Origin of the sequence: Dyella monticola (assembly GCF_003363155.1) — a bacterium.
In the GTDB taxonomy this organism is placed as follows: domain Bacteria; phylum Pseudomonadota; class Gammaproteobacteria; order Xanthomonadales; family Rhodanobacteraceae; genus Dyella_B; species Dyella_B monticola.
In genome coordinates, this window is sequence record NZ_QRBE01000017.1 from 1 (window position 1) to 24,307 (window position 24,307).

The following is a 24,307-nucleotide window of genomic DNA, read 5'->3' on the forward strand; positions in this document are numbered from 1 at the left end:
TTACCTCGCCGTGTCGGATAGCCAACAACGTGGGCGCTTCCTGCGGGCGTTTTACAAGGGCGACACCGCGCCTGTTCTGGAAGGCGTGGTGGACGAGCAGGGCAACGCCATCTACGGGCGCCACCCTGGCTGGATCTGGTATGCCGACCGGGGTGTGTCCGTGCTTGGATTGCCAGGTGCCATCTGTGCGCGTAGTGGGCGCTGGTTCGCGCGGGTCAATATGATCGTTTCCTACGACGATGGCTTGAGTGAAGTGATTCGCAGGCGCGCAGGCGAGCCGCTGCCGCCGTCACAAGTGATCAGCGAGGGTGGGCGCGATATGGTGATCTGGGAATGGATTGGGGTATGAGCATGCGGCAACGCGCTTACATCATGCAGTTCGACCGAACGACAAGCGGGGGCCTGGTTCTTGACGGTGATCCGGACATCCGCGCGCTGGGCCGAAACTTCAGCTTTCTCTGTGCGAAAGTGTCATGTCCGGCGTGCAATGCGACAGGTATTATTTTACCAAGAGGTGCGCGTCCCCGGGATCGCATGATGAACCGCGAACCGGCCTTGGATGGGGACATATGCCACTGTGAATGTAACCCAAAGCCGCTCGTGCTGGCATCGCAGCACGATTTGCTGGCGTGGGCGTAGGGCAGCGAGAAGAGTGGGGGCGGGTATAAATACCGTGGCAGATGCCTTGTGCAAGTAAGCGCAAATGCTGGCTACAAAGCATTTCAGCATGAGTCAAGTCGGCGCTTTTTTCTCTATCCTCCAGAAAGTTGCCAATCCTGCATGGGGCAATGATGCATCCAATCATCAGGAGGGAGGCGGATATATAAAGAGGAGCTTTATATGAATATAGATTCGAGATGAATGATGCGGCGCGGCGCGCGGAAACGCTATGGCGACTATCTGACGAATTGCATGGACGAAGTGATACGGCAATATCAATAGGTGAATTGAATGGCCTGTTTAAATGAATGGATGGGCGATGATGTTGCACCGATTGATATCACCGCCGACATTTTATCAATGGCCGACCAGCGTCTTCTGATTTACGGGCCACTCGTACGATAGTCGTGGGGTATTGGCATCTGCGTGCGATTAAAGAGCGCGTAGAAGCAATTTTAATCTTGGCAAGCACGGCAGGAAGCAGAGTTTATATGCACAAATTTGGATACAAGGCCATTCAAAACCTTTCGGAAATCACCCACATACTGATGGGGGGCAATTTTCTGGCGGAGCCGGACGTATTGGTCCTATGCGCGCGTAAGAAAAAGGGCGTCTACCGCCCAATTCAGGAATGGCAAGGTGGCGTGCTATGTCATCTATCGTTGATCGACGCGATCATCGAGCAGGCTCACCTGCGACGGCTGGGCCGTCCGTACCACGTGATGTCAGCGGGCTTGGTGCAGCGCGATGCATTCCTCGACGCGGAAGGTGTGGGATATATCGCCCATGTCCATCTTGGTTGGCCAGCACGCGACGGTAAACTGCTCACTCGTCCAAATGGGGCACTTGCCAGCTATCAGCGAACGTTACACGTCAGGAGGGCCAGGGCACCTGCACCCCATACGTTCCAGATCGACGAAGACTCTGTTAGCGAGGTAAATCGCATCCGCGAACGTGCCGGCATCTTTGCGTGGGAAGAGACAATGGCGTTGATGGTGGAGTGGGGGCCGCAGCGGATAGCACGTATTGGCAATAGTGCACTGCGGTCCCTTGAGCTTGAGCGCGGCGATGCTTCGCAAATTCAGGCCAATCAGCTTGCGCTGTTCGATCCGGACTTCGAGCAGTGGCATTACATACCGTGGAGCTGGAACGGTTAACGCACACGGCAAGGAGAAAGCCACGCATGCTTACTGCGTGTTTTCTCTCTCAATACAGATCAATCGGATCCACATCCAGCGACCAGCGCACTTTGCGCGCACTGGGCAATTGCGCAAGGTGCATCGACCATGGGCGCACGGCGGCGTGCAGATCGCGGCGGCTGGTTGATTCGATCAACAGTTGCCCGCGCTGACGGCCGGCACGCAGCGGCATCGGCGCTGGCATGGGGCCGGCGATCTGCAAGGTATCGGTTACCGGCAGGGCAGCGCATGCGTCGGAAAGAAAGGCATCCACGGCAGCGCGCTGGTGTGCTTCGCAACGCAGCAGTACTTGATGGCCATGGGGCGGTAATCCCGTTTGCCGGCGTTCGGCGAGCAGAGCCTGCGCTGCGGCGGCATACCCTTGCGCAAGCAGTGTGTGCAGCAATGGATGATCGGGATGATGCGTTTGCAGCAGCACGCGTCCCGGCTTGCGCGCGCGCCCTGCGCGCCCGGCTACTTGCACGACCAGTTGTGCGAGGCGTTCACCGGCACGGAAATCCACGCTGAGCAAGCCTTCATCCACGCCAACGATGGCGACGAGGGTGAGATTGGGCAGGTCGTGGCCTTTGGCCAACATCTGCGTGCCGACCAAAATCGCTGGCGCGTCCGTGGATAAATGGCCGAGCAATTGCTCGAACGCATCGCGGCGGCGCGTGGTTTCGCGATCGATGCGCAGGACGGGTATCTGCGGAAAATGGGTGGTAAGCGCTTCTTCCAGTCGCTCGGTGCCTTGGCCTTGCGCTTTCAGCTCCTGGCTGCCGCAGGCCGGGCAGGTCGATGGCACCGCGGTTTGCATGTCGCAGTGATGGCACACGAGCTTGCGCCAGGCGGCGTGTAGGGTGAGCGGGTGTTCGCAGCGCGGGCATTCGGCATGCCAGCCGCAGCTATGGCACAGCAGCACCGGCGCGTAACCGCGGCGATTGCGAAACACCAGTACCTGTTCGCCGCGCGCAACCGCATCGCCGACGGCGTGAAGCAGCGCGGGCGACAAACCATGGTCCAGCCGCTGCGCGCGCATGTCGATGATCTGCACCTGCGGTGCATGCGTGGCCGCCGGTCGCGAGCGCAGGTGCAGGGCGTGATATCTGCCGGCTTCGGCGTTCGCCAGGCTTTCCAGCGAGGGTGTGGCCGAACCGAGCAGCACCGGCACCTGCAAGGCGCGTCCGCGCAGCAGCGCCAGATCGCGTGCGTGATAGCGGAAGCCTTCTTGTTGCTTGTACGCACCGTCGTGCTCTTCATCGACGATGATCAGCCCCGCCTGCGGCAGCGGCGTGAAAACGGCCGAGCGCGTACCCAGCACCACCTTCGTCTCGCCCGAACGCATGCGCAGCCACGCACGGGCGCGCTCGCCCTCGGCGAGGTTGGAATGCAGCACGTCCACCGGTACACCCAAGCGCTCGCGCAAGCGGCGCACGGTTTGCGGCGCCAGGCCGATCTCCGGCACCAGTAGCAGCGCCTGCCGACCTTGCGCCAACGTGCGCTCGATGAGCGCCAGGTACACCTCGGTCTTGCCGCTCCCGGTGATGCCATCCAGCAGGAACGGCTGGAAGCGGCCGAACGCATCGGCCACCGCGCTGACGGCGGCTGCTTGTTCGGGATGCAAGGCGGGCGGGGGCGCTGAAGGTGTGAAGTCGGGTGTCAGGGAAGGCATGCCGCGTTCGATCAGGCCGGCATCGGCCAATCGACGCGCCGCCGCGCGCCAGTCGGGCAAGGCGGCATCCAGTTCCATCACGGACATCGGGCCGCCGTGCAGCGCTTGCAGCAGCGCGCGACTTCCGCCGCGTCGGCTGCCGGCATCCAGCGCGCTCAAGCCGGCGATGGTCAACTGCCAGATCGGTTCCTGGGTTTCCGGTAATGCTTTGTCTTCGCGCAACAACAAGGGCAACGCATTGGCGTATGCCTCGCCGGGCGCGCCGAGCCAATAGTCGGCGGCCCATGCAAGGGTTTGCATCAACTCCGCATCGAGTAGCGGGGCATCGTCCAGCACGCGCAGCACACGCTTGAGCTTGGCGCTGCCGACATGCGCGGGCACATCCGCCTGCACCACCACGCCCACCGCCTTGCTGCGTCCAAAGGGCACCAGCACGCGGCTGCCGACTGCGGCCGCGCCGGTGGCGGGCGGCAGGTAGTCGAACAGGGTGGGAAGTGGAACCGGGAGGGCGATGCGAAGCACGGAGGGCATGGCGGGCGAGTGTATCGCGCGTTCGTTGTCGCGCTCGCACTCACCCCATCCCATGAGAGGCGTCAGGGCCGAGACTTGCTCGCGATTGCTCCCCTGTCATCTAGGAAAGAATGCTAAGTGGCTCACAAACACACGATTTTTCGTTTATCCACAAGAGCTGTGGATAAGTCTGTGGATGCGCCGTTGAGAGGGGCTCATTTCGCGCATTAGAACGGCTCTTGTGACACGCTGTTCAACTTTTGACCATCCTAAAATATTTATATGTATCAATAAGTTGAAACGAAGCATCGACATAGTCCGAACTTGCCTCACCGGCTTGACACGCGCGTATGTCAATACCTTGACGCTGTGCAAAACCGGGCTTTGGGTGCCTGAAACGATGACAATCAGTGGGCCAGTCCGAGCACGGCGGCCACGGTCAGGGCAAAAACCATCATCCAGAAGTAGAACCAGCCGATGAACCAGTACTTGACCACCGTCATGCCCCATCCCTGGCGGTAAATGCGTTTTTGCATGATCAGCAGGTACACCGGGATCCACAGCATCAGTGGCAGCTGCAGCCATCCAATGGGATACCCCAACCAGGCGGCATGCGGCTTGAGCCAGGTGGAGAGCATGCCGCTGATGACGATCAGCAGCAGGCTCACGAACAGGAAGGCGTGGCTGTGCAGGGATACGATCAGGTGCTCCATGTAGAGCCGTCGCCTGAACACGTAGAACAGCTTCAGCAGCAAGGCGAACACGGGCACCAGCACCAGCATGGTGCCGGGAAGCACCCCGAACGCGCCGGCGGCGAAACGATCCCAGGCCTGCTGCCGTTGCGCCACGGTGGCGTGATGCTTGCTCAGCGACCGAACGTTGGTAACCACTTGCTGCGAAAAATCGGTCAGGCGTTCGTTGGCGAAATCCGGCAGCCAGCTGATATGTACGGGAGGTACCGGCTTCTCTACCCCGTCGGTCGCGATGGGCGTGGGCGCGGAGGAGGCGATGGCCGGGGCGTGGAGGTCGGCCAGGCGCGCATTGGCTTGCTCACGCAGTCGTTGCTCGGCTTGATTGACCTGGGCGGTGATGGCGGTGTTACCAAGGGCACGGGTGGCTTCCAGCGTCTGAAGCTGCTGATTGAGCAGTTCCGTTACTTCGTGCGGGGTGGTGGCTTCGGCAAAATCGTGGCTCTTGTCCAGCAGCGCCGATGCTTGCGCGCGCTGTTCGACACGATGGGCAACCAGCTCCGTGGCCAGGTGCAGCGCGAAGAACGACAACAGGCACAGCACGAACATCAGACGGAACGGCGCGATATAGCGCACCCGCCGCCCGCTGAAATATTCCAGCGTCAGAAAACCCGGCTTCAAAAACAGCGCGGGCAGTGTATGCAGGATGCGCCCGTCGATATGCAGGAAGGTCTCGAAGAATTCCTCGAACAAGCCGTGCACCGGCCGCAGCACGCTGTGCACGGACTGGCCGCAGTGATGGCAATACTCGCCCTGCAGCGCGGCTTGGCAGTTGGCGCAGTGGGCGCCTTCGTAGGAGGTGAGATCCGTCATGCGAGCGTTCCCCTGGTGCAGCGCTGAATCTTGGCGGGTGAGCGGGAAATTGGGAATAGGGAGAAGGGATGACGACACCGAGTCCGTCAATCCACGGCGCCAAGCTACAATGTCCGGCCCGGAGCATGCCTGTTTATGAAGCCCATCCACCTCGACCGAACCCGGGTCTGGCGGGAGATCGGCGCCACCGTGCGCCTCGCCCTTCCGCTGATCCTCGCCCAACTCGCCGCCATCGGCAGCAACGTGATCGACGCGGTGCTCGCCGGTCATGTCAGCGCCCACGTGCTGGGCGCGGTGGCGGTGGGTGCCAGCATCTGGTCGCTGGCCCTGGTCAGCGGCATCGGCATGATGATGGCGGTGCCGCCGTCGATTTCCCAGCTCGATGGCGCCGGCCGCAAGCATGAAGCGGGGGAGGTGTTTCACCAGGCGATCTGGCTGGCGCTGGCCATGGGCGTGCTGCTGTGGTTCGCGGTGCGCCACGCCGAACCCTTGCTCAAACTGATTGGCATTTCGCCGAGCCTCTATGCCGGCGTGAACGAATTCCTGCACGCAATCAGCTGGGGCGCGCCGGCGATGACCTGCTACTTCGCGTTGCGCGGCCTGTCCGAAGGTTTGTCGATGACGCGGCCGTCGATGTATTTCAGTTTCGGTGGCCTGGCGCTGCTATTGCCGCTGGGCTACATCTTCATGTTCGGCAAGCTGGGACTGCCGCCGCAGGGTGCGCGCGGTTGCGGCATCGCCACGGCCACGGTGCTATGGCTGGAAATGCTGGCTTTCGGCGTCTACGTGTTCGTGCACCGCAATTACGAAGGGCTGGGCGTCTTCGAACATTTTGAATGGCCCGATCGCAAGCGCATCGGCCGGCTGGTGCACATCGGCCTGCCGATGGCGATCACGTTGCTGGCCGAAGGCGGCTTGTTCGTGGCGGCGGCGCTGATGATCGGCACCATGGGCGAGGACATGGTGGCCAGTCACCAGGTGGCGCTCAACGTGGCGGCGCTGTTCTTCATGGTGCCGCTGGGTTTGGCGATGGCGATCACGGTGCGCGTGGGCAATGCGGTGGGCAGGGGCGATGCACCCGGCATTCGCTATGCCGGCTTTTGCGGCATTGGCCTCACGTTGATCACACAGACGATCTCGGCCGGGATGATGCTCGGCTTTCCGCACCTGATCGCCTCCTTGTATACCCATGACAGGACCGTGATCGGCCTGGCGGCACAATTGCTGGTGCTGGCGGGCCTGTTCCAGTTTTCCGACGGTATCCAGGTGGCATCCAACGGCGCGCTGCGTGGTTTGAAGGACACGCGCGTACCGATGGCGATCACCCTGTTCGCCTATTGGATGGTGGGCATGCCGGTGGGTTGGTGGTTGGCCTTCCATCAGCACCTCGGTGCGCGGGGCATCTGGATGGGGCTGATCGCCGGCCTGAGCATGGCGGCCGTACTGTTGTTCGTGCGGTTCTGGCGCAGTTCCTTTCGCCATCGGGCCGGGACGTTTGGCCCTGTCGCGTCGGACGCCGCCGATGCGACGATCAGCCCGTAACCGGCTACGCTGGCGTACAACCCAAGCACCCTGAGGATCTATGAGCACACCTCCGCCTCTGCGCCGGCAACCGAATGGATTCTGGCTTTTCCTGTGCGCGTTCGGACGCGTCCTGGACATGGTGCGGCTGGTCGTCATCAACGTGGCGTTCTACGCGTTCCTGGCGCTGGTCATTCTGATGATGGTGGCCATCAGCGGAGCCCGGCATCTGAATGAAATCCAGGACTCCAGCGTGCTGGTGCTGCGGCCGCAAGGACGGTTGGTCGAACAGTTCAGCGTCAGCCCCATGCAGCGCGCCTTCTCCAAGCTCTCCGGCAACGAAGCCAAGGAAGTGCAACTGCGTGACTTGGTGGGCGCCATCGATGCGGCGGCGAAGGATGCGCGCATCACGCGCATCGTGCTTGATCCGAGCCAACTGCAGAGCGGCGGCTTTGCTGCGTTGACGGAAGTCGGCGCGGCGCTGGATCGTTTTCGCGCGGCCGGCAAACCGATCATTGCGTGGGCGCCGGATCTGGATCAATACCAGTATTACCTCGCCGCGCATGCTGATCGCGTCCTGCTTGATCCGCAAGGCGGCCTGCTCATCACCGGCCTTTCCAACTATCGCCTGTTCTACAAGGATCTGCTCGACAAGCTGGGCGTGAATGTCTACTTGTTCCGCGTGGGTCAATTCAAAAGCGCGGCCGAGCCGTTCGTGCTCGATCACGCATCGCCCGCATCCAAGGAAGCGGACAGTTACTGGATGGGTGGTTTGTGGGACGGCTACATCAACGAGATCGCAAAACTGCGCAAGCTTAATCCGGCCGACGTGCGATCGGACATCGACAACTTGCCCGATCGCCTCGCTGCCGCGCAGGGCGATCTTCCCAAGCTGGCGCTGGATGAACATCTGATCGATGGCATCGCCACGCGCGATGAAGTGATCGACATGCTGCGCGCGCAAGGCGTGCCTGCCGGCAAGGATGGTCATGGTTTCCGCGGCGTCACGCTGGATCGCTACGCGGCATCCATTCCCAGCCGCGACAAGCCGGGCGCAGATGCCGTTACCGTGGTCGTGGCCGAGGGCGACATTTCATCCGGCGAGCAGCCGCCGGGTTCGATCGGTGGGGAATCCACGGCGGCGTTGATTCGTAGCGCGCGCGAAAACAAGCGCACCAAGGCGCTCGTGCTGCGCGTCGATTCACCCGGTGGCGAAGTGTATGCCGCCGAAGAAATCCGCCGCGAAGTCGCGCTGACACGCAAGGCCGGCATCCCCGTGGTGGTGTCGATGGGCGATGTGGCCGCCAGCGGCGGCTATTGGATCTCGATGAATGCCGATCGTATTTTCGCCGAACCGAACACCATCACCGGTTCGATCGGCATCTTCGGCATGTATTTCACCGTGCCCGGCACGTTGAGCAAGCTTGGCATCAACTCCGATGGCGTGGGCACCTCGCCGCTTGCCGGTGCGTTCGATATCAGTCGTCCACTCGATCCGAAAGTGGGCGCCGTGATCCAGTCCATTATCAACAAGGGCTATCACGACTTCGTCGGTGGTGTAGCGCAAGCGCGTGGCAAGGATTACGCCGCCATCGATGCCATCGCACAGGGGCGCGTGTGGACTGGTGAGCAGGCACAGCAGCGCGGTTTGGTAGACCAGCTGGGTGGTTTGGACGCGGCGATCAGCAAAGCCGCCGGGTTGGCACAGTTGGGCAAGCATTACGCTGTGCGTTACCAGGAGGCACCCATGGGCGCCTTCGAGCGCTTCATCGTGAGCTTCAATCAATCGGCGATGCTGGCTGGCATGCAGAACTACGGCGTGAAGCTGCCGGCCTGGGTGGCGCAATTGCCGGCGCTGGCGCCGGAGCTCAACATGCTGCGTTCGGCCGAAGCAGGGCACCCGAATATTTATTCGTATTGCTTTTGCTCGCCGCATTGATTGTACGGTTGAGTTCGGGAAAGCGTACGGCTGCCTTAAAAAAATGGGCAGCCACGCCTGCGAAAAACCTCATCTTGCCCGGCGTCATTCCTGCGAAAGCCGGAATAACGTGAGGCAAGGTCAGCGTTCATGGCAAGAGCGAATCGAAACGGCGACACAAACCCACGGGAATCCCGTATTCCATCTCAGCCAACGCTGGCGTGGTAATACCCGTCTTGCTGCGCCACATGCATCGGCATGCCGAAGGCCTGCGTCAGTGCTTCGCTCGTCAGCACGCTGGCCTTGTTGCCGGCATGCAGCACGCGTCCCTCGCGCAACACCACCACGTGATCGATTTCCGGCAGGATTTCTTCCACGTGATGCGTAACCAGCACGAGCGTGACGCCGTGTTGGGCAAGCTTGCGCAGGGTTTCGAGAAAGCGTCGACGGTTGGCTGGATCGAGTCCGGTGCAGGGTTCGTCCAGCAGCAATGCGCGTGGACGATGGACCAATGCGCGCGCGATCAGTACTCGACGTGCCTCGCCGGTAGAGAGACTGCCCAGATGGCGACCGGTCAGGTGTGATGCATCCACCTGCGACAGCGCTTCCAGCGCATCTTGGCGCATGACATTGGTCACCGCGTGTTCCGTCCACAGGCCGCGCGCGGCGAAAAAGCCGGAAACGACCGCATCGAACACTTCCAGCGGCGCATCCTCATTGGTGTAGTCGGTCTGCACGGCGGGCGAAACAATACCGATAAGACTGCGCAGCTCGCTCACATTCCAGCGATCGCGTCCAAACACCTGGATGGTGGCTGCGCCATCCGCGCGCGCGAGCGGATAGATCTGGCGCGCGATGAGCTTGATCAAGGTGGATTTGCCCGATCCATTCGCGCCCAGGATGGCGGTGTGCTGGCCCACGGACAAGCGCAGGCTCAGGCGATCGAGAATTAGGCGGTCGCCGCGCAGGACGCTGGCTTCATGCATGGCCAGCAGGGGCGGGGATTGAAGACGGGAGGCATCGGGGTTCATTCCCGAACCTTGCCTGCAATGGATAGCGATGGCAAGCGATGGACGTACAGACGTCCAGACGTCCGTGCTTGGGTAACGTTATTGTGTCTGCGCCTGAATCTGCTTGTCCTCATCGGCGGCCTGCTTTGCGGCGGCCTTGCTTACGTCCTTGGCGCGTTGTTCATCCTGTTTCAGGGCATCCCACGGGGCGCTCACTTGGGCCTGCGTGGATGCCGCGCTTGGATCGGATTGCGGCGCGGGCGGTTTGTGGCTGCAGGCACCCAGGGTCAACAGACAGAGCACGGCAATGGCGGTTTTCATGAGGCGGCCTCGGACGGTATCGGCAGAGTGTCCCGCGACATGCCGCTGCAAACAAGCGCCATTCATGTAAGCTGCGCGCATGAATAACCGCACCGACGCCTGGCAGCTGCAGGACCATACCGCGCTCATCACCGGTGCCAGCAAAGGCATCGGCTATGCGACGGCGCGCGAGCTCGCCAGCCTGGGTGCGGACCTGTTGTTGGTGGCGCGCGATGACGACTACCTGGAACAGGTGCGCGTGGAATTGACGGACGATTTTCCCGGCATCGAAGTCCTGGCGTTTGCCGCCGATGTCAGCGAGGCGGAAGAGCGGCTGGCGGTGTTCGACTGGGTGGCCGATCTGGACATGCCCGTGTCGATCCTGGTCAACAATGCGGGCGGCAATACGCCCAAGGCGACGCTGGATTACGAAGAAGCCGAGTACCGCACCATCTTCGAGCAGAACCTTTTCTCTGCGTATGAAATGTGCCGCCTCGCGCACCCCCATCTTATCCAGCATGCGCATGCCGCGATCGTGAATGTCGGCTCGGTCTCGGGCATCATGCACGTGCGCACCGGTTCGCCGTATGGCATGACCAAGGCCGCACTCCACCAGCTAACGCGCAATCTCGCCGCCGAGTGGGCTGTCGACGGTATTCGCGTGAATGCGGTGGCGCCCTGGTACATCCGCACGCAGCGTTCGGAACCCGCGCTGGCCGATACCGATTACCTGGATGAAGTGCTCGACCGCACGCCACTACGTCGTATCGGCGAGCCGGAAGAAGTGGCCGCGGCCATCGCTTTCCTGTGCCTGCCTGCGGCGAGCTACATCACCGGTCACGTGCTCGCGGTCGATGGCGGATTCCTCAACTACGGCTTTTGAAGGAATGCAGTTGTCCACAGCCGTTGGGGAAACCCTGGTGACAAGCCTGTGGACAAGTTTTCACATTGCTTGCGCGACAAGCACTTGCATGACATTGCGCAGATTTTGCTCAGCCACCTCCGACGCGGGTGATGGGTTCAGCCATCGAAGCCTCGCCCTACCGCTACCGCCCAGGGCTCGCGTTGCGCGCACAGTCGCTGGGTAATGATCTTGTCCAGGCGTTTGGCAACGGGTTTCAGATGCTGCCAGCGTGCGGCTTCGTCTTCCATCTCGCTTACAGAAAGCGGCTGCGTGACAACGAGCCCTGCGCCCGCAAGCTGGCGTGAGGCATGCCAAAAATGGTACGCACCAGACAACTCTTTGATTGCGGTAATCGGCTGATGGCATGTTTGGGCGAGGTGCCATAACAGCGCGGTTGCGTACCCTTTGCGCCGAAAGTGTTCCGCAATCTTGATGTCGAACACGTAAACGCGGTCGTCAAGCGGCGATGCCGCGTAGATCGCTGTGCCGACCTTGTCGCCAGACCGGTTATAGATAACGACATGGATGTCCGGGTTCGGCGCGGTAAAGGTCTTGTAGTAGTTCGCCGTGGTCTTGGTCGTGATGAAGGGAAGGCGTGCAAGCCTGCGTCGTCCGCGCCATCTGCGTAACTGGGTTTTCAGCACATTCATCGAATTGTCCTTCTGATCGCATCGTACGAGTTCGATCTACGAAACTAGCCTACTGGGTGCTGAGCGTCGGTACGGCAAACCTGTCCGACATGTCGGACAAAGACGCACATAAAAGTCGTCTTTTGTGGCGCTACCGATTAGGTCATCCTGCTCGCGGGGAGTTTCTTCCACTACGCAGAGGACGCATTATGTTCCGCACATCGCACCATCTTGTTCGTAAGGTTTTTCTCGCGACGCTTATCGCGGGGCACGTCGCCGCCGTTGCCGCGCACGACCATCGGCCATCCACCGGGCTGGGTGAGTCATGGCCGAATGTCGCTGATCAGAGCGCCAGCCCGTATTGGCATGTGTATACGTTCGAACGCGATGGCGTCAGGTACGTGCAGGTCAATGATCAAAGCGGCCGCGTGCATGCCGCGTTCGGTCGTGCGGGCACGGTGGTGTTTCCTTTGCCGGTGGGTGTGGATGCTGAGCACACGACCGTGGCAGCGCCGGGTGCTAAGGAAAGTAGTTCCGCGCAGACGCTCTATCGTGACGATGAGATCACTGTGACGGCTGAGCCGCAGAACGATGGGACAGTGGAGTTTCGTGTTGAAATGGTAGCTGGCGACCCGACTGCTGATAATCAGAATCTGATGTATTGACTGTTACCCAACGTCAAGCCGAACTGCTGCATCGTCGCTATTTAACCCACAGGCGAAGTGGCGTCGCTTCTCCGGTTTGCACCGAGGACGGCAGTGATCCGTCGCACAGTAAGACGGACAGGCCAACACCTTCGGGTATCTGGCGAAACCGTAGCGTGCCATCGAACACGCGCACGAATTGTCTGAGTTCATCGAGAGAGTTCATGCGTGCGCCTAGCTTGGGCGCTAGGCGTTCGCGTTCCTGCGAAAGCAGCAATGCCGTGGCCACATGTGCTGCATTGCGCGTGGCTTTGCCACGTAAGGCGACCCACCGTACACCACGATACCGACCGGAGCGGATTGTTAGGCTTACGCCATCGCATGCCGGCGACGCACTGATGAAGGCGACCACCTCGCAGGCTGTGCGATACAGGCCGGCCTGCGCGGCTTGTGAGAGAAAGCGCAGGCCGCGCCCCGGCGTCTGGCAGCTGTAGCCGATGCCGGCTTCGGCGAGCGCCTGGGCGACAGTTTCGCCCAGCGCGGCATCCAGCCCGCGCTGGCGCCAGGCGCTGGGGTGGATGCTTTCGGCCAGACGGTAGACCTGCGCATGCAGTTGCATGGCTTCCTTACTGTAGTGGTTTTTTTCCGCCTCGGGCACGAAGCGGGCCAGCACGTTGGCGTGATCGATGCGCAGCACGTCCACCACCGATTCCAATGCTTGGGATGTCTGCTGCAGGCGAAACTCGCCAAACAGTAGCCCCTCACGGATGGCCTCTTGGTTTGCTTGTGCAGTGCGCTGCGCGTGTTCCCGAAGGCGCCATTGCGCAGAGATATGTGCCCCAAAGACATACAGGCTAGTCATGGCCAAGGCCATGAACACCTGGGGTTCGAAAGTGCCGCCCGCACTCGGTTTCCATGCAAACGGCACCAAGGCGCTCATGCTGATCAGCGAGAGCGTGCCGCCCAGCACAGCAGCCCGCCAACCGCGCCGGAGGGTCAGCCACGCAGCCGGTAGAAACAAAGACATCAGCATGGCTGACTTGGAAGGGTCAGTGGCGACGTGATGCAGCGCCATCAGGCAAACCAGTGCCAGCACGGTGATTGCCGTATCGCGTGCGAGCGGGCTAAGTGCGAGTTCACGAATCGTGGGTAGTCGCCAAGAGCCGTCATTGTCTCCCATGCGGACCATGACCACCCAGGGCACAAAGAGAACCAGCACCATGTAGTGATTGATCCAGTAAAAGAACAGTGCTCCGGCGGGAATTGGGTACGAACCGGTAGGCAGGTGCAGCGTGAACAGGCGCAAGTATGCCGTGATGGCCCACAGTGTCGACAGGATCAACGTGCAATAAAGAAGCTTGCTGATATCCACTAGTCGGCGTTCTGGAAACAAGGCAGCACGCTTGCGAAACCATCCCACTACAGGCATGCCGAGAACGATGGGGGGAATGGATGCAACGACACACCAGGCCCAGCCGTAATCACTGAAGTGCTGGGCATTGTGATAACCCAATGGCAACAGCTCACCCAACGCCAATGCTGGCCAGTAGCGATACGGCACCAAAAACAAGCAAGCAACACGAAGCCCATACGCAAACGGCCACGGGGCCTGAGCCAGCATTCGGACGATGAGCAGGTAAATCACCGCGTAACCCAGCGCAACCAAGGCATGTATGTCCCAATGATGGGCTGCGAGGTGTCGACGGATGAATGGTGTGATCATGCGTTCCAGATCCCTGTGATAGCGCCACATTGCAACCCCTTTGTTATGGGGCGGCAGGACAGCAGGCAACTATTGAAGGGCTGCCATTGCCGATGGAAGTCGGTAGTGCGGTAGATCGTTATCGGCGAAGTGCGATGCCGGGTGACAGAAAACCGGAAGTGATGGTGATCGTCAGGTCACGCGTCCGCTCTCAAGCTGCGCTGGCGATCAACGCTTCAGCGGAATATCGGACAAGTCATAAACCGCAGCGCTTGCTCAGCAATGACTGAGCTGGCCGAGCAGTTCCTTTTCGCGCTCAAGCAGCGGCGGTTGATCGCTCTTGAAGGCGCGCGACAGGTTGCGCTCGTTCTCGTCATATTGGTCGCGCAATGAGGCACAGGTGTCGTGCACCGTCATGGGTGCGCAGTGATCCTGCACGAGTACGTAATGGCTGGCGACCATCGCTGCGTTGGCCTTGAGACCGGGTGTGATGTGACCCAGCGGCGTGGGAACGATGCCGGTCATCGCCAACGGTGCGTAATAAGGTTGCGGATTGCCGTCGTGGCTTTCGTAGGTGGTTTGATCGGTGGCGCGTACGCAACGGTATAGCGTGGTGGGTGGCGTAGGCGGTGGCGGCGGTGCCATCGCCATGGCTTGAGGTGTCTGTGGTGTGGGCGTGGATGGCGCCGGCGGTGGTGAGGCCTCCGATGCGTCGGCATCCACTTCCATGGTTTGCTGTTGTTGACCGCGTGCGCACGGGGTGCCTTGGAAAATCACCTGCCCTTGGGGGGTGCGGCATTTGTAGACGGTGAGCGTATCGGCGCGCGCTGGCGGCGCATGTATCTGCAGCGCCAGTGCGAACAGCACGGCGCCCGGAAGCAGCAGGTGGAGGCTGGCGCGGGTCATGTCGGTGATCTTATGCCGCGGAGGAGGTAGAGCGTCAGAATTCCACGGCATGTTCTTCGGCGGCGAACCCGATGCAGACGGCGCCTTCGCCCACGTTGACCATGCCGGTGATGCTCATCGGCGCCTGCATCAGCGTGACGTTGTACTCCGCGCAGGCCTGGGCCAGCTTGTCGTAGCCGGGCAGCGTTGCCAGTTCGGCCAGATCGCCGCCGTAAGCCGTACACATCACCGGCACCAAGAGGCCGGCGCGCACACGATCGGCCGCATAGGAGAACAGGGTTTCGCAACCGTGTTCCCAGCCGCGAACCTTGCCCACCGGCGTGGTATCGCCACGGTAGCCGCGTAGCAGCGGTTTGATGTCCAGCGTGGAACCAAGCACCGCGCTAAGCAGCCCGACGCTGCGGTCGCCTTTTTTCTTGGCGCGGGCACGCAGGTAATACAGGTCGCGCGGAAGCATGTAGCCGTACGAGTTCTCAGCGATATAGGCCAGCCGTTCGCGGATGGCGGCGGGCGTTTCATTGGCCTGGATCAGCCGTACGGCTTCTACCACGCAGGGCGCGGAACCTGCGAACAGGCTGCGCGTATCCAGTATGCGCATTAGAAAGGGGCCGGTGATGCCTGCCGGCTCGCGCACGCCGCGGTAATTTTTCAGTACCGCAAAGCTCGCTTTGACGACATTGTCGTAGATGGGGCTGCGCGTGGCGGTGATGGTGAGGCAGAACACGCAGTCGTTTTCCAGCACCAGCTGTTCCAGGAACAACTTCTGCACGTCTTCGACCGAGCATGGTTCGGTTTCCGCAGAATGGCTGCGGCTGCCCAGCTTGAGGTTGAGAAAGCGCGCGATCTCGGCCGGATCGCGATTGTCCTTGAAGCTGGCTTTATCGACGCGCACGGCGATAGGCATCACGGCGATGCCATGTTGTTGCAGGAAATCCTGCGGCAAATCGCAGGAAGCATCGATGGCCAAGCCCATGCGCATGGTCTGACTCCCTCTCATCACGGTGCGAGATCAACATAGCACGCGGCCGCCTAAGCGCACTGTCGTGATGCGCCGGTGGCGGCCCCCGAGCGGCATGCCGGTCCGTGAGCCTTCGGTCAATGGCGGTGACGTGCACGGCGATTGGGGCCGCTTCGGTTGGCGTTGACGAACCCGTGGTGACCGTAGCCAGCCCCTCTCAGGTGCAAGAAAGCTAGGCGAGGCCGCTCACCGATGCCTCAGGAAGGGGTAACGAAGGGCCACAGGCCCTAAGATGAGCACACTTGAGACTTGGCATCCTGCCGGCGTGGCGTCGCCGGTCATGCACGGCGAGGGCTAGTCGTGCCGTATACGAGTGCTTCAATGAAAACAAAACACGAAATCGTCACCAATTGGTTGCCCCGCTACACCGGTGTGTCGCTCGATCAATTTGGCAGCCATATCCTGCTCACCAACTTCGGTCATTACGTCGATCTGTTCGCACAGTGGCATGGCGTGGAAGTGCAAGGGCGCGACCGTCCCATGCCTAGCGCCACGGCCGACGACATCACGCTGATCAACTTCGGCATGGGTAGCCCTAATGCGGCCACCGTGATGGATTTACTCAGTGCGGTACAGCCCAGCGCAGTGCTCTTTCTGGGTAAATGCGGTGGCGTGAAAAAGAAGAATCAGCTAGGCGATTTGATCTTGCCGATCGCCGCCATTCGCGGTGAAGGCACCAGCAACGATTATCTGCCGCCGGAGGTGCCTGCATTACCGGCGTTCCAACTGCAGCGTGGTGTGTCCACCATGATCCGCGACCTGGGCCACGACTACTGGACGGGCACCGTCTACACCACCAACCGTCGCGTGTGGGAACACGACGAAACGTTCAAGGATTATCTGCGCCGCACACGCTGCATGGCGGTGGATATGGAAACGGCGACGATCTTCGCGGCCGGTTTCGCCAATCACATCCCTTGCGGTGCGTTGTTGCTGGTGTCCGATCAGCCCATGATTCCGGAAGGGGTGAAAACCGAACTCAGTGATCGCAGCGTCACCACGCAATACGTGGAAGCGCATATCCGCATTGGCATCGAGGCACTGAAATTGGTGCGGCGGAATGGACGCAGCGTGAAGCATCTTCGGTTTGAGGATGAGCCGGGGGAGTGATTGGACACCCTCACAGAAGTGATCATTTTGTGAGGTGCAGGCTTGCATGGGGCTGACGGGGGAAGGGGCGAAAACCACGAGCCTTGTAATTTCTTACGATTATTCGTAAGTTTTTGTCGTTGACTTCCAGCTGCAAGAGCCCTTAATTTCATTGGTAACAATTTGCTAATGAGCCGTTAAGCACTTGCGGTCCGAGCAATTTGAGGGAATGGGGTTAGAAACAATCGTCAGTTTACTTGACTAACCAGGTTGACCTGGCTGGGTAGGGGACTGTTTTGACGATTCAAAAACTACGGATTTTTCGCTGCTGGGGAGCATCAAATGAGCAATAAAAAGGTTGTGTCCGTATCGAACAGGATGCCCGTGCGTCACACCGCGCTGGCTGTTGCCGTTGCCATCGGCTTCGGGTTTTCAGGGCACGTGTTGGCGCAGGCCACCACGGGTACGATTTTCGGCCAGGCGCCCGTCGCCAGTGGCGAAACCGTGCAAGTTGTTGGTGGTTCGGGTTTCAACCGCACCATTCCGGTCGATAAAAGCGGTCGTTACAGCGTTACGCTGCCGGTGGGTTCGTATACCGTCACGCTGATTCAAAACGGCCAGAGCATTCAAACCAAACAAAACGTCACCGCACTGGCCGCTAAAGCGGTAGCGGTCGACTTCGTTGCTGCCGGTGGCGCGAACGCCTCCAATACGCAGAACTTGTCTTCGGTGATGGTGACGGCCAATGCCATTCCGCCGATCGACGTGACGTCGACGCAGGAAAGCACCGTTATCACCTCCGAGCAGCTGAAGAATCTGCCGCTGGCGCGCACCGGCGCCGCCATTGCGCTGCTGGCTCCAGGCACAGTTCAAGGTTCCACCAACCTCGGTAATGGCCCGACGGGCGAGCCATTGGTTTCGTTCGGTGGTTCATCGGTTGCGGAGAACGCCTACTACATCAACGGCTTCAATACGTCCGATCCGATCGCCAATGAAGGCGGTATCACGCTGCCATACGGCGCGATTGCACAGCAGGAAACGCTCACCAATGGTTACGGCCCTGAATATGGTCGCTCGACCGGCGGCGTGATCAGCCAGGTCGGTGCCAGCGGCACCAACACGTGGCATTTCGGTGGCGCCGTCTTCTGGCAGCCGCAAGACGTGCAGGGTACGCAGCAGAACCTGTATTTCGACAACCCGTCGATTCCGTCCCAGATCGGTAGCCAGTACCAGTACCGCAACAAGAATACTTCCTGGCAGCAGATTTACGACGCTTATGTTGGCGGCCCGCTGATCAAGGACAAGCTGTTCTTCTTCCTGGCGGCGGAAGCCGACCGTACTTCGACGGACACCGTTGGCCCGACCACACAGCCGAACGCGTACACCAATCATTACTCCAATCCGAAGTACTACGCGAAGGTCGATTGGAACATCACAGACTCCAACATCCTGTCGTTCACTGATATCAAGAACACGTACCAGTACAACGGCAACATTTACGACTACGACTACGACAACCACTCGGTGACCGGTTACCAGGGACCGAATACGTCGCAAAAGAACTCCTTCAACATCTGGATCGGCAAGTTCACGTCGTACATCACCGACGATCTGACGCTGAATGCCATGATCGGCAAGATGGATGGTCATTACTTCACTGCCATCCCGGGCGTGGGTTCGTCCGACGATCCGGCGATCACTAATCAGCAGTTCGAGAATCCAGCATTCTGCGCGGCCCTGAACTGCGTAACCAACCAGACCTATGCGACGGTCAACAATCCTGCTCATCGGTCGGAAGAAACCAATCTTCGTTTCGACCTGACCTACAAGCTGGGCGACCACACGTTGCAAGTCGGTATCGATAACCAGACGTCGCGCGATATCGAAGATGGTTCAAGCACCACCGGTCCCGGCTACTACTGGGAATATGGCACCGTGCAGAACCCGTCTGCGCCGCTTGAGGGCTCTCCGTACGTGGGCCCGCCAGGCTCGAACTATTACGTCAGCAAGGTGGTGTACAACACCAGCGCGACCGTGCAGGTGACGCAGCGCGCCCAGTACATCAAGGATACGTGGCAGGCAACGCCGAACCTGCTGCTGAACCTCGGTCTGCGTAACGATACGTTCGTCAACGACAACGCCCAGGGCGTTGCCTATATCAACGAAACCAAGCCGCAATGGGCGCCGCGCCTGGGCTTCAGCTGGGACATCCTCGGCGATTCCACCATGAAGTTGTTCGGCAACGCCGGCCGTTACTATCTCGCCATCCCAAGTGGTGTGGCTGTGCGTGAAGCCGCTGCGTCGCTTTACACCAACCAGTGGTATACGTACTCGGGCATGACGTCGACTGGTATTCCGACGGGTCTGACCCCGATCTACTCGTGCGGGCAGGGTGGTGTTTGCGGTCCTGGTGTTCCCACTTCGGCCAACAATGAGTTCGGTCAGACGCTGGATCCGTCCACCATCGCAGCGCAAAACCTCAAGCCGGAATACCAGGATTCGTACGTGCTGGGCTTCCAGCATCAGTTTGCTCCGAATTGGGATTACGGCGTGACGGTGACCCGCACCAAGCTCGGCCGCATCATCGACGATACGGCAGAAGGTCCGAGCACGATTTGCCAAATCGTGACGGAAGAGAATCCGCAGCTCGGTCCCTACACCGGTACCTGCAATCTGGACGTCAACGGCAGTCTCCTGATCAACCCGGGTAATACGAACGACTTCAAGATCATCAACCCTGCCGGTGGTTACGTGTACGGCTCGGTGTCGCCGTCGCAACTGGGCTTCCCGCGTGCGTACCGCAACTACTATTCGCTGGAAACCTTCCTGGAGCACACGTGGGATGGTAAATGGACGGCCAAGCTGGATTACGTCTATTCCAAGAGCTACGGCACGACGGAAGGTCCGACGGATTCGGGTATTGGCCAGGGCGGCACCTCGCAGTCCATTACCGAGCAGTGGGACTTCAGCCAGCTGATGCAGTACTCCAACGGCCTGCAGTCCAACAGCCGCAAGCACGTGCTGAAGGGCTACGGTACCTACCAGTTCCTGCCCGAGTGGTCGATCAGTGCCGTGGTTACCCTGGCTTCCGGCACACCCATCGAATGCTTGGGCTACTACGGTCCGGCCCAGACCGACCCGATCGGTTACGCGATTTACAGTAGCGGTGCCTACCATTGGTGCGGTGGCAACCCGGCCCCGTCAGGCAGCACGGGCTTCACGCCTTGGATCCACACGCTCGATCTCGCGCTGCAGTACCGCCCGCTGTGGGCCGAGAAGAAGCTGGCCTTCCAGCTGCAGGTTCGCAATATCACCAATGAGCAAAAGGTTACCCAGTATGACGGCGAATACGGCTTAAGCGCCGCACCGAACCCGTTGTACAGGACCCCGACCATCCAGGCCGACGGCATTGCCGCCATGGAAGCACCGCGTACGGTCCAGCTTGGTGTGACCTACGATTGGTAAGGAGTAGTGCGAAGTGGCCGACCGGCCGCTTCGCTCAATAGGAGTCGCTGATTATCCAGCGACTCCCAGGTTGTTAAGCCCCGCGTTCCAGGAACGCGGGGTTTTTTGTTTTCCAATACCAAGAATCGCAAAATATCTCGACGAATTATGGGTTATTACTGTTGACTTTCTGTTACCCCTTCGCGTAGCTTCCATGAGCGAATTGCTAAAGGGGAGTTAAACCTCCAGCCAAGCTATTTGTAGGGGTCAGGGAGAAAAAGCGATTGGCGCAGGGAGCTTGCTTCGGAATCGGGTCCCGAGGCGGGTGGTTGCGCATGATTTTGAAATCTTTCGTTTTCATGCTACCGGGGAGCATCCAATGAGCATTAGGAAGTTTGTTTCTGCACCGAATGGGATACCGGTGCGTCACACTGCGCTGGCAGTGGCCGTCGCCGTGGGCTTCGGCTTTTCCAGCCAGGTTTTTGCGCAGGCGACCACAGGCACCATTTTCGGCCAGGCGCCGGTCGCCAGCGGCGAAACCGTGCAGGTTGTCGGTGGTTCGGGTTTCAACCGCACCGTTCCGGTCGACAAGAGCGGCCGTTACAGCCTCACGCTGCCGGTCGGTGTGTACACCGTTACGCTGATCCAGAACGGTCAGAACGTTCAAACCAAGCAAAACGTCACCGCGCTTGCCGCTAAATCCGTGGCGGTCGACTTCGTCGCCGCAGCCGGAGCTACCAGTACTAATGCGCAGAACCTGTCTTCGGTGATGGTGACGGCCAATGCCATTCCGCCGATCGACGTGACGTCGACGCAGGAAAGCACCGTTATTACCGCCGAACAGTTGAAGAATCTGCCGCTGGCACGTACCGGTGCGGCCATCGCGTTGCTGGCACCCGGCACCGTGCAGGGTGCCACGGCGCTCGGTAACGGTCCGACCGGTGAACCGCTGCTTTCGTTCGGTGGTTCGTCGGTGGTTGAAAACGCGTACTACATCAACGGTTTCAACACCACCGATCCGCTGTCTGACTCCGGTGGTATCACGCTGCCGTATGGCGCGATTGCTCAGCAAGAAACGCTCACCAACGGTTATGGTCCTGAATACGGCCGCTCGACCGGTGGCGTAATCAGCCAGGTCGGTGCCAGCGGCACGAACACCTGGCACTTCGGTGGCGCCATGTTCTTTACGCCGTCGGGGCTGCAAGGTAACCAGGGCAATCTCTACTACGCCAACCCTGCCATCACCCCGAGTGTTGCCGCAGCCAACAACCTGGGCAATGTGACCCCCGGTACGTTGCTTGATTATCGCAACGGCAACTCTCAGTGGGAGCAGGTCTACGACGCCTACGTCGGTGGCCCGCTGATCAAAGACAGACTGTTCTTCTTCCTGGCAGCCGAAGCTGACCATAAAGAGCAAGATAACGTCGATGTGGTCAGCTCGCCGTACGAGTATCAGAACAGCTACTCCGACCCGAAGTACTACGCCAAGTTGGACTGGAATATCACCGACTCGAACACCTTGTCGTTGACCAGCATCAAGAACACCGAGTCGTACAGTGGCCCGTATTACAACTACGACTACGACACCAAGACTGAAGGTGACTTGGCGGGATATCAGCAGTCGTTCAAGAATAGCTTCAGCATCAACGTCCTCAAGTTCACGTCGTATATCACCGACGACCTGACCTTGAATGCAATGATCGGCAAGCTGGATGGCACGTACTACACCAACACGCCTGGCGCCGCGGGAAATGCGGACCTTCCCAATATCGCCAATCCCAGCTTCCAGTCTGTCAATGGCGCAACGCCCAATGGCGGTGCGGGGTACTCCAACGCGCAGGTAAATGCCCTGGCATCCAATCCGGCCCACAAGTCATCGGAAGTCAACTTCCGCTTCGACCTGACCTACAAGCTGGGTGACCATACGTTGCAGGCGGGTCTGGACAACCAGACCACGACTGACAAAGAAGACGGCTCGCTCCCGACTGGGCCGGGCTATCAGTGGGTGTATGAGAACACCGCCAAGGCGGGAACGCCGATCGCCGGTAGCACCCCCGGTGTAGCGCCGTACGTTGCCCCGATTGCGGGTGCGGACTATGTAACGAAGACGGTCTTCATCACCAGCACCTCGGTAGCGGTGAAGCAGTATGCGCAGTACATCAAGGATACGTGGCAGGTTACGCCTAACCTGCTGTTGAACCTCGGCCTGCGTAACGACCAGTTCACCAACTACAACCCGGACGGCGAACCGTATGTAAACCTGCATAAGCCGCAGTGGGCGCCTCGCCTGGGCTTCAGCTGGGACATCATGGGCGACTCCACCATGAAGTTGTTCGGCAATGCCGGCCGCTATTACATGGCGCTGCCGACCGGCGTGGCTTTGCGTGAAGCTTCGGCTTCTACCTTCACCAGCCAGTACTACACCTACACGGGCGTTACCCCGACGGGTATTCCTACCGGCCTGACCCCGATTTATTCCTGCGGCCAGACCTGCGGCGCCGGTGTTCCGGTGTCGGTGAACAACGAATACGGCGAGCCGCTCGATCCCTCTACGGTGGCTGCAGCGAACCTGAAGGCGTCGTATCAGGACTCGTTCGTGCTGGGCTTCCAGCACCAGTTCGCGCCGAACTGGGACTACGGTGTGACGGCTACGTGGACCAAGTTGGAAAGCCTGATCGACGATACGGGTGAGGGTCCGCTCGCCATCTGTACCGCGTTGCTGGCTCAGAACCCCGGCCTGCTCAATGCAGCGCCGAACGCCGGTGCCGATTGCGGCCCCAGCATGTACGTCAACGCCAGCATCCTGATCAATCCGGGCGCCACCGAGCAGTACAAGATCAAGAACCTCAACGGCGGCTACAGTTATGCGACGGTCTCGCCGAGCATGCTTGGCTTCCCGGCTGCGTTCCGTCACTACTACTCGTTGGAAAGCTTCATCGAGCATACCTGGGACGGCAAATGGACGGCCAAGCTGGACTACGTGTATTCGAAGAGCTACGGCACCTCCGAAGGTCCGGTGCAGTCGAACATCGGCCAGGGCGGTTCCTCGCAGTCGGCGACGGAACAGTGGGACTACACGGCGATCATGTCCTACGCCAATGGTCTGGAAGCCAACAACCGCAAGCATGTGCTGAAGGGCTACGGTACCTACGCCTTTACGCCGGAGTGGTCACTCAGCGCGGTGCTGACGCTGGCTTCCGGTACGCCGGTGTCCTGTTTGGGTCTGTACGGTCCGGACCAGAGCAACCCGGGTCTGGCTTACGGTCCGGGTAACTATCACTGGTGCGGAGGCGTGCCCACGCCGACGGGTTCGACGGGCTTCACGCCGTGGATCCATACGTTGGATCTGGCTCTGCAATATCGTCCGGAATGGGCGGCCAAGAAGCTGGCGTTCCAGGTGCAGGTCCGCAACATCACCAACGAGCAGAAAATCACGCAGTACGTATCCGACTATGGCAGCACGACCGGTCCGAGCCCGCTATACAAATCGGGTGTGGTGGAACCGGCCGCTTTTGCCGCCGTGGAGCAGCCGCGTACCGTCCAGTTCGGTATCACCTACGACTGGTAAGCCGTTACGCAAACCGAGGCAGTTGGTTCGCCAGCTGCCTCGATCGTTACTTCACAACACCAAAAAGCCGCC

Annotated in this window: 17 protein-coding genes; 9 read left to right on the forward strand and 8 right to left on the reverse strand. The window is 60.2% G+C overall.

Annotation, left to right across the window (positions count from 1 at the left end; all coding sequences use genetic code 11):
• Together DWU98_RS22030 and DWU98_RS19485 are read left to right on the forward strand one after the other, a co-directional pair.
• Positions 1-349 (forward strand): hypothetical protein (locus DWU98_RS22030; protein WP_230474956.1); only part of this gene is annotated, 349 nt, incomplete at its 5' end.
• Positions 350-1,067: 718 nt separating this feature from the next.
• Positions 1,068-1,817 carry a hypothetical protein gene (locus DWU98_RS19485; RefSeq protein WP_147293390.1) on the forward strand — a complete coding sequence of 250 codons (750 nt, stop codon included), beginning with the start codon at positions 1,068-1,070 and terminating at the stop codon, positions 1,815-1,817.
• A gap of 49 nt (positions 1,818-1,866) precedes the next feature.
• On the opposite strand, the gene DWU98_RS19490 is transcribed toward DWU98_RS19485, so the two are convergent.
• Together DWU98_RS19490 and DWU98_RS19495 are read right to left on the reverse strand one after the other, a co-directional pair.
• Entirely contained in the window at positions 1,867-4,041 is a 2,175-nt protein-coding gene (locus tag DWU98_RS19490) for a primosomal protein N' (protein ID WP_115497308.1), read from the reverse strand.
• A gap of 386 nt (positions 4,042-4,427) precedes the next feature.
• Positions 4,428-5,582 carry a DUF3667 domain-containing protein gene (locus DWU98_RS19495; protein ID WP_115497256.1) on the reverse strand — a complete coding sequence of 385 codons (1,155 nt, stop codon included), beginning with the start codon at positions 5,580-5,582 and terminating at the stop codon, positions 4,428-4,430.
• A 135-nt stretch (positions 5,583-5,717) separates the two neighbouring features.
• On the opposite strand from DWU98_RS19495, the gene DWU98_RS19500 reads away from it, so the two are divergent.
• Together DWU98_RS19500 and sppA are read left to right on the forward strand one after the other, a co-directional pair.
• Positions 5,718-7,124: an MATE family efflux transporter gene (locus DWU98_RS19500; protein WP_115497257.1), complete on the forward strand. Its 1,407-nt coding sequence runs from the start codon at positions 5,718-5,720 to the stop codon at positions 7,122-7,124.
• A gap of 40 nt (positions 7,125-7,164) precedes the next feature.
• Positions 7,165-9,042: a signal peptide peptidase SppA gene (sppA, locus tag DWU98_RS19505; RefSeq protein ID WP_115497258.1), complete on the forward strand. Its 1,878-nt coding sequence runs from the start codon at positions 7,165-7,167 to the stop codon at positions 9,040-9,042.
• Between the two features lie 185 nt (positions 9,043-9,227).
• On the opposite strand, the gene DWU98_RS19510 is transcribed toward sppA, so the two are convergent.
• Both DWU98_RS19510 and DWU98_RS19515 read right to left on the reverse strand, forming a co-directional pair.
• A complete protein-coding gene (locus DWU98_RS19510; protein WP_115497259.1) occupies positions 9,228-10,052 on the reverse strand; it encodes an ABC transporter ATP-binding protein in 825 nt (274 codons plus the stop codon).
• 78 nt (positions 10,053-10,130) lie between these two features.
• Positions 10,131-10,352, reverse strand: coding sequence for a hypothetical protein (locus DWU98_RS19515; protein ID WP_115497309.1), 222 nt, complete (start codon positions 10,350-10,352; stop codon positions 10,131-10,133).
• Positions 10,353-10,431: 79 nt separating this feature from the next.
• Here DWU98_RS19515 and DWU98_RS19520 point away from each other — a divergent pair, with 79 nt between their 5' ends.
• Positions 10,432-11,214, forward strand: coding sequence for an SDR family oxidoreductase (locus DWU98_RS19520; RefSeq protein ID WP_115497260.1), 783 nt, complete (start codon positions 10,432-10,434; stop codon positions 11,212-11,214).
• A gap of 137 nt (positions 11,215-11,351) precedes the next feature.
• Here the strand turns inward: DWU98_RS19520 and DWU98_RS19525 are convergent, their stop codons facing one another.
• Positions 11,352-11,885, reverse strand: coding sequence for a GNAT family N-acetyltransferase (locus tag DWU98_RS19525; protein ID WP_115497261.1), 534 nt, complete (start codon positions 11,883-11,885; stop codon positions 11,352-11,354).
• Positions 11,886-12,073: 188 nt separating this feature from the next.
• Between DWU98_RS19525 and DWU98_RS19530 the strand changes: the two genes are divergently transcribed.
• A complete protein-coding gene (locus DWU98_RS19530) occupies positions 12,074-12,529 on the forward strand; it encodes a hypothetical protein (RefSeq protein WP_115497262.1) in 456 nt (151 codons plus the stop codon).
• Between the two features lie 37 nt (positions 12,530-12,566).
• Here DWU98_RS19530 and DWU98_RS19535 read toward each other — a convergent pair whose 3' ends face one another.
• The 3 genes from DWU98_RS19535 to DWU98_RS19545 form a co-directional block, all read right to left on the reverse strand.
• The gene (locus tag DWU98_RS19535) at positions 12,567-14,231 is read right to left on the reverse strand and encodes an MASE1 domain-containing protein (RefSeq protein ID WP_158545126.1); all 1,665 of its coding nucleotides are present in this window, start codon (positions 14,229-14,231) and stop codon (positions 12,567-12,569) included.
• A 255-nt stretch (positions 14,232-14,486) separates the two neighbouring features.
• On the reverse strand, positions 14,487-15,116 hold the full coding sequence (locus DWU98_RS19540; protein WP_158545127.1) for a DUF4124 domain-containing protein: 630 nt from the start codon (positions 15,114-15,116) through the stop codon (positions 14,487-14,489).
• A 34-nt stretch (positions 15,117-15,150) separates the two neighbouring features.
• Positions 15,151-16,095: a DegV family protein gene (locus DWU98_RS19545; protein WP_196239544.1), complete on the reverse strand. Its 945-nt coding sequence runs from the start codon at positions 16,093-16,095 to the stop codon at positions 15,151-15,153.
• Between the two features lie 360 nt (positions 16,096-16,455).
• Between DWU98_RS19545 and DWU98_RS19550 the strand changes: the two genes are divergently transcribed.
• The 3 genes from DWU98_RS19550 to DWU98_RS19560 all read left to right on the forward strand — a co-directional run bounded on the left by DWU98_RS19550 (position 16,456) and on the right by DWU98_RS19560 (position 24,235).
• Entirely contained in the window at positions 16,456-17,244 is a 789-nt protein-coding gene (locus DWU98_RS19550) for an AMP nucleosidase (RefSeq protein ID WP_115497266.1), read from the forward strand.
• 321 nt (positions 17,245-17,565) lie between these two features.
• Complete coding sequence (locus DWU98_RS19555; protein ID WP_115497267.1) at positions 17,566-20,688, forward strand: TonB-dependent receptor; 3,123 nt, start codon at positions 17,566-17,568, stop codon at positions 20,686-20,688.
• 358 nt (positions 20,689-21,046) lie between these two features.
• Positions 21,047-24,235 carry a TonB-dependent receptor gene (locus DWU98_RS19560; RefSeq protein WP_115497268.1) on the forward strand — a complete coding sequence of 1,063 codons (3,189 nt, stop codon included), beginning with the start codon at positions 21,047-21,049 and terminating at the stop codon, positions 24,233-24,235.
• Positions 24,236-24,307: the final 72 nt, after the last annotated feature.

Bases quoted from the DNA above. Each gene is read 5' to 3' on its own strand.
- DWU98_RS19535 (WP_158545126.1), bottom strand. From the start codon at position 14,231: ATGATCACACCATTCATCCGTCGACACCTCGCAGCCCATCATTGGGAC.
- DWU98_RS19520 (WP_115497260.1), top strand. From the start codon at position 10,432: ATGAATAACCGCACCGACGCCTGGCAGCTGCAGGACCATACCGCGCTC.
- DWU98_RS19560 (WP_115497268.1), top strand. From the start codon at position 21,047: ATGAGCATTAGGAAGTTTGTTTCTGCACCGAATGGGATACCGGTGCGT.
- DWU98_RS19515 (WP_115497309.1), bottom strand. From the start codon at position 10,352: ATGAAAACCGCCATTGCCGTGCTCTGTCTGTTGACCCTGGGTGCCTGC.
- DWU98_RS19500 (WP_115497257.1), top strand. From the start codon at position 5,718: ATGAAGCCCATCCACCTCGACCGAACCCGGGTCTGGCGGGAGATCGGC.
- DWU98_RS19490 (WP_115497308.1), bottom strand. From the start codon at position 4,041: ATGCCCTCCGTGCTTCGCATCGCCCTCCCGGTTCCACTTCCCACCCTG.
- DWU98_RS19510 (WP_115497259.1), bottom strand. From the start codon at position 10,052: ATGAACCCCGATGCCTCCCGTCTTCAATCCCCGCCCCTGCTGGCCATG.
- DWU98_RS19530 (WP_115497262.1), top strand. From the start codon at position 12,074: ATGTTCCGCACATCGCACCATCTTGTTCGTAAGGTTTTTCTCGCGACG.
- sppA (WP_115497258.1), top strand. From the start codon at position 7,165: ATGAGCACACCTCCGCCTCTGCGCCGGCAACCGAATGGATTCTGGCTT.
- DWU98_RS19550 (WP_115497266.1), top strand. From the start codon at position 16,456: ATGAAAACAAAACACGAAATCGTCACCAATTGGTTGCCCCGCTACACC.
- DWU98_RS19540 (WP_158545127.1), bottom strand. From the start codon at position 15,116: ATGACCCGCGCCAGCCTCCACCTGCTGCTTCCGGGCGCCGTGCTGTTC.
- DWU98_RS19495 (WP_115497256.1), bottom strand. From the start codon at position 5,582: ATGACGGATCTCACCTCCTACGAAGGCGCCCACTGCGCCAACTGCCAA.
- DWU98_RS19555 (WP_115497267.1), top strand. From the start codon at position 17,566: ATGAGCAATAAAAAGGTTGTGTCCGTATCGAACAGGATGCCCGTGCGT.
- DWU98_RS19525 (WP_115497261.1), bottom strand. From the start codon at position 11,885: ATGAATGTGCTGAAAACCCAGTTACGCAGATGGCGCGGACGACGCAGG.
- DWU98_RS19545 (WP_196239544.1), bottom strand. From the start codon at position 16,095: ATGCGCATGGGCTTGGCCATCGATGCTTCCTGCGATTTGCCGCAGGAT.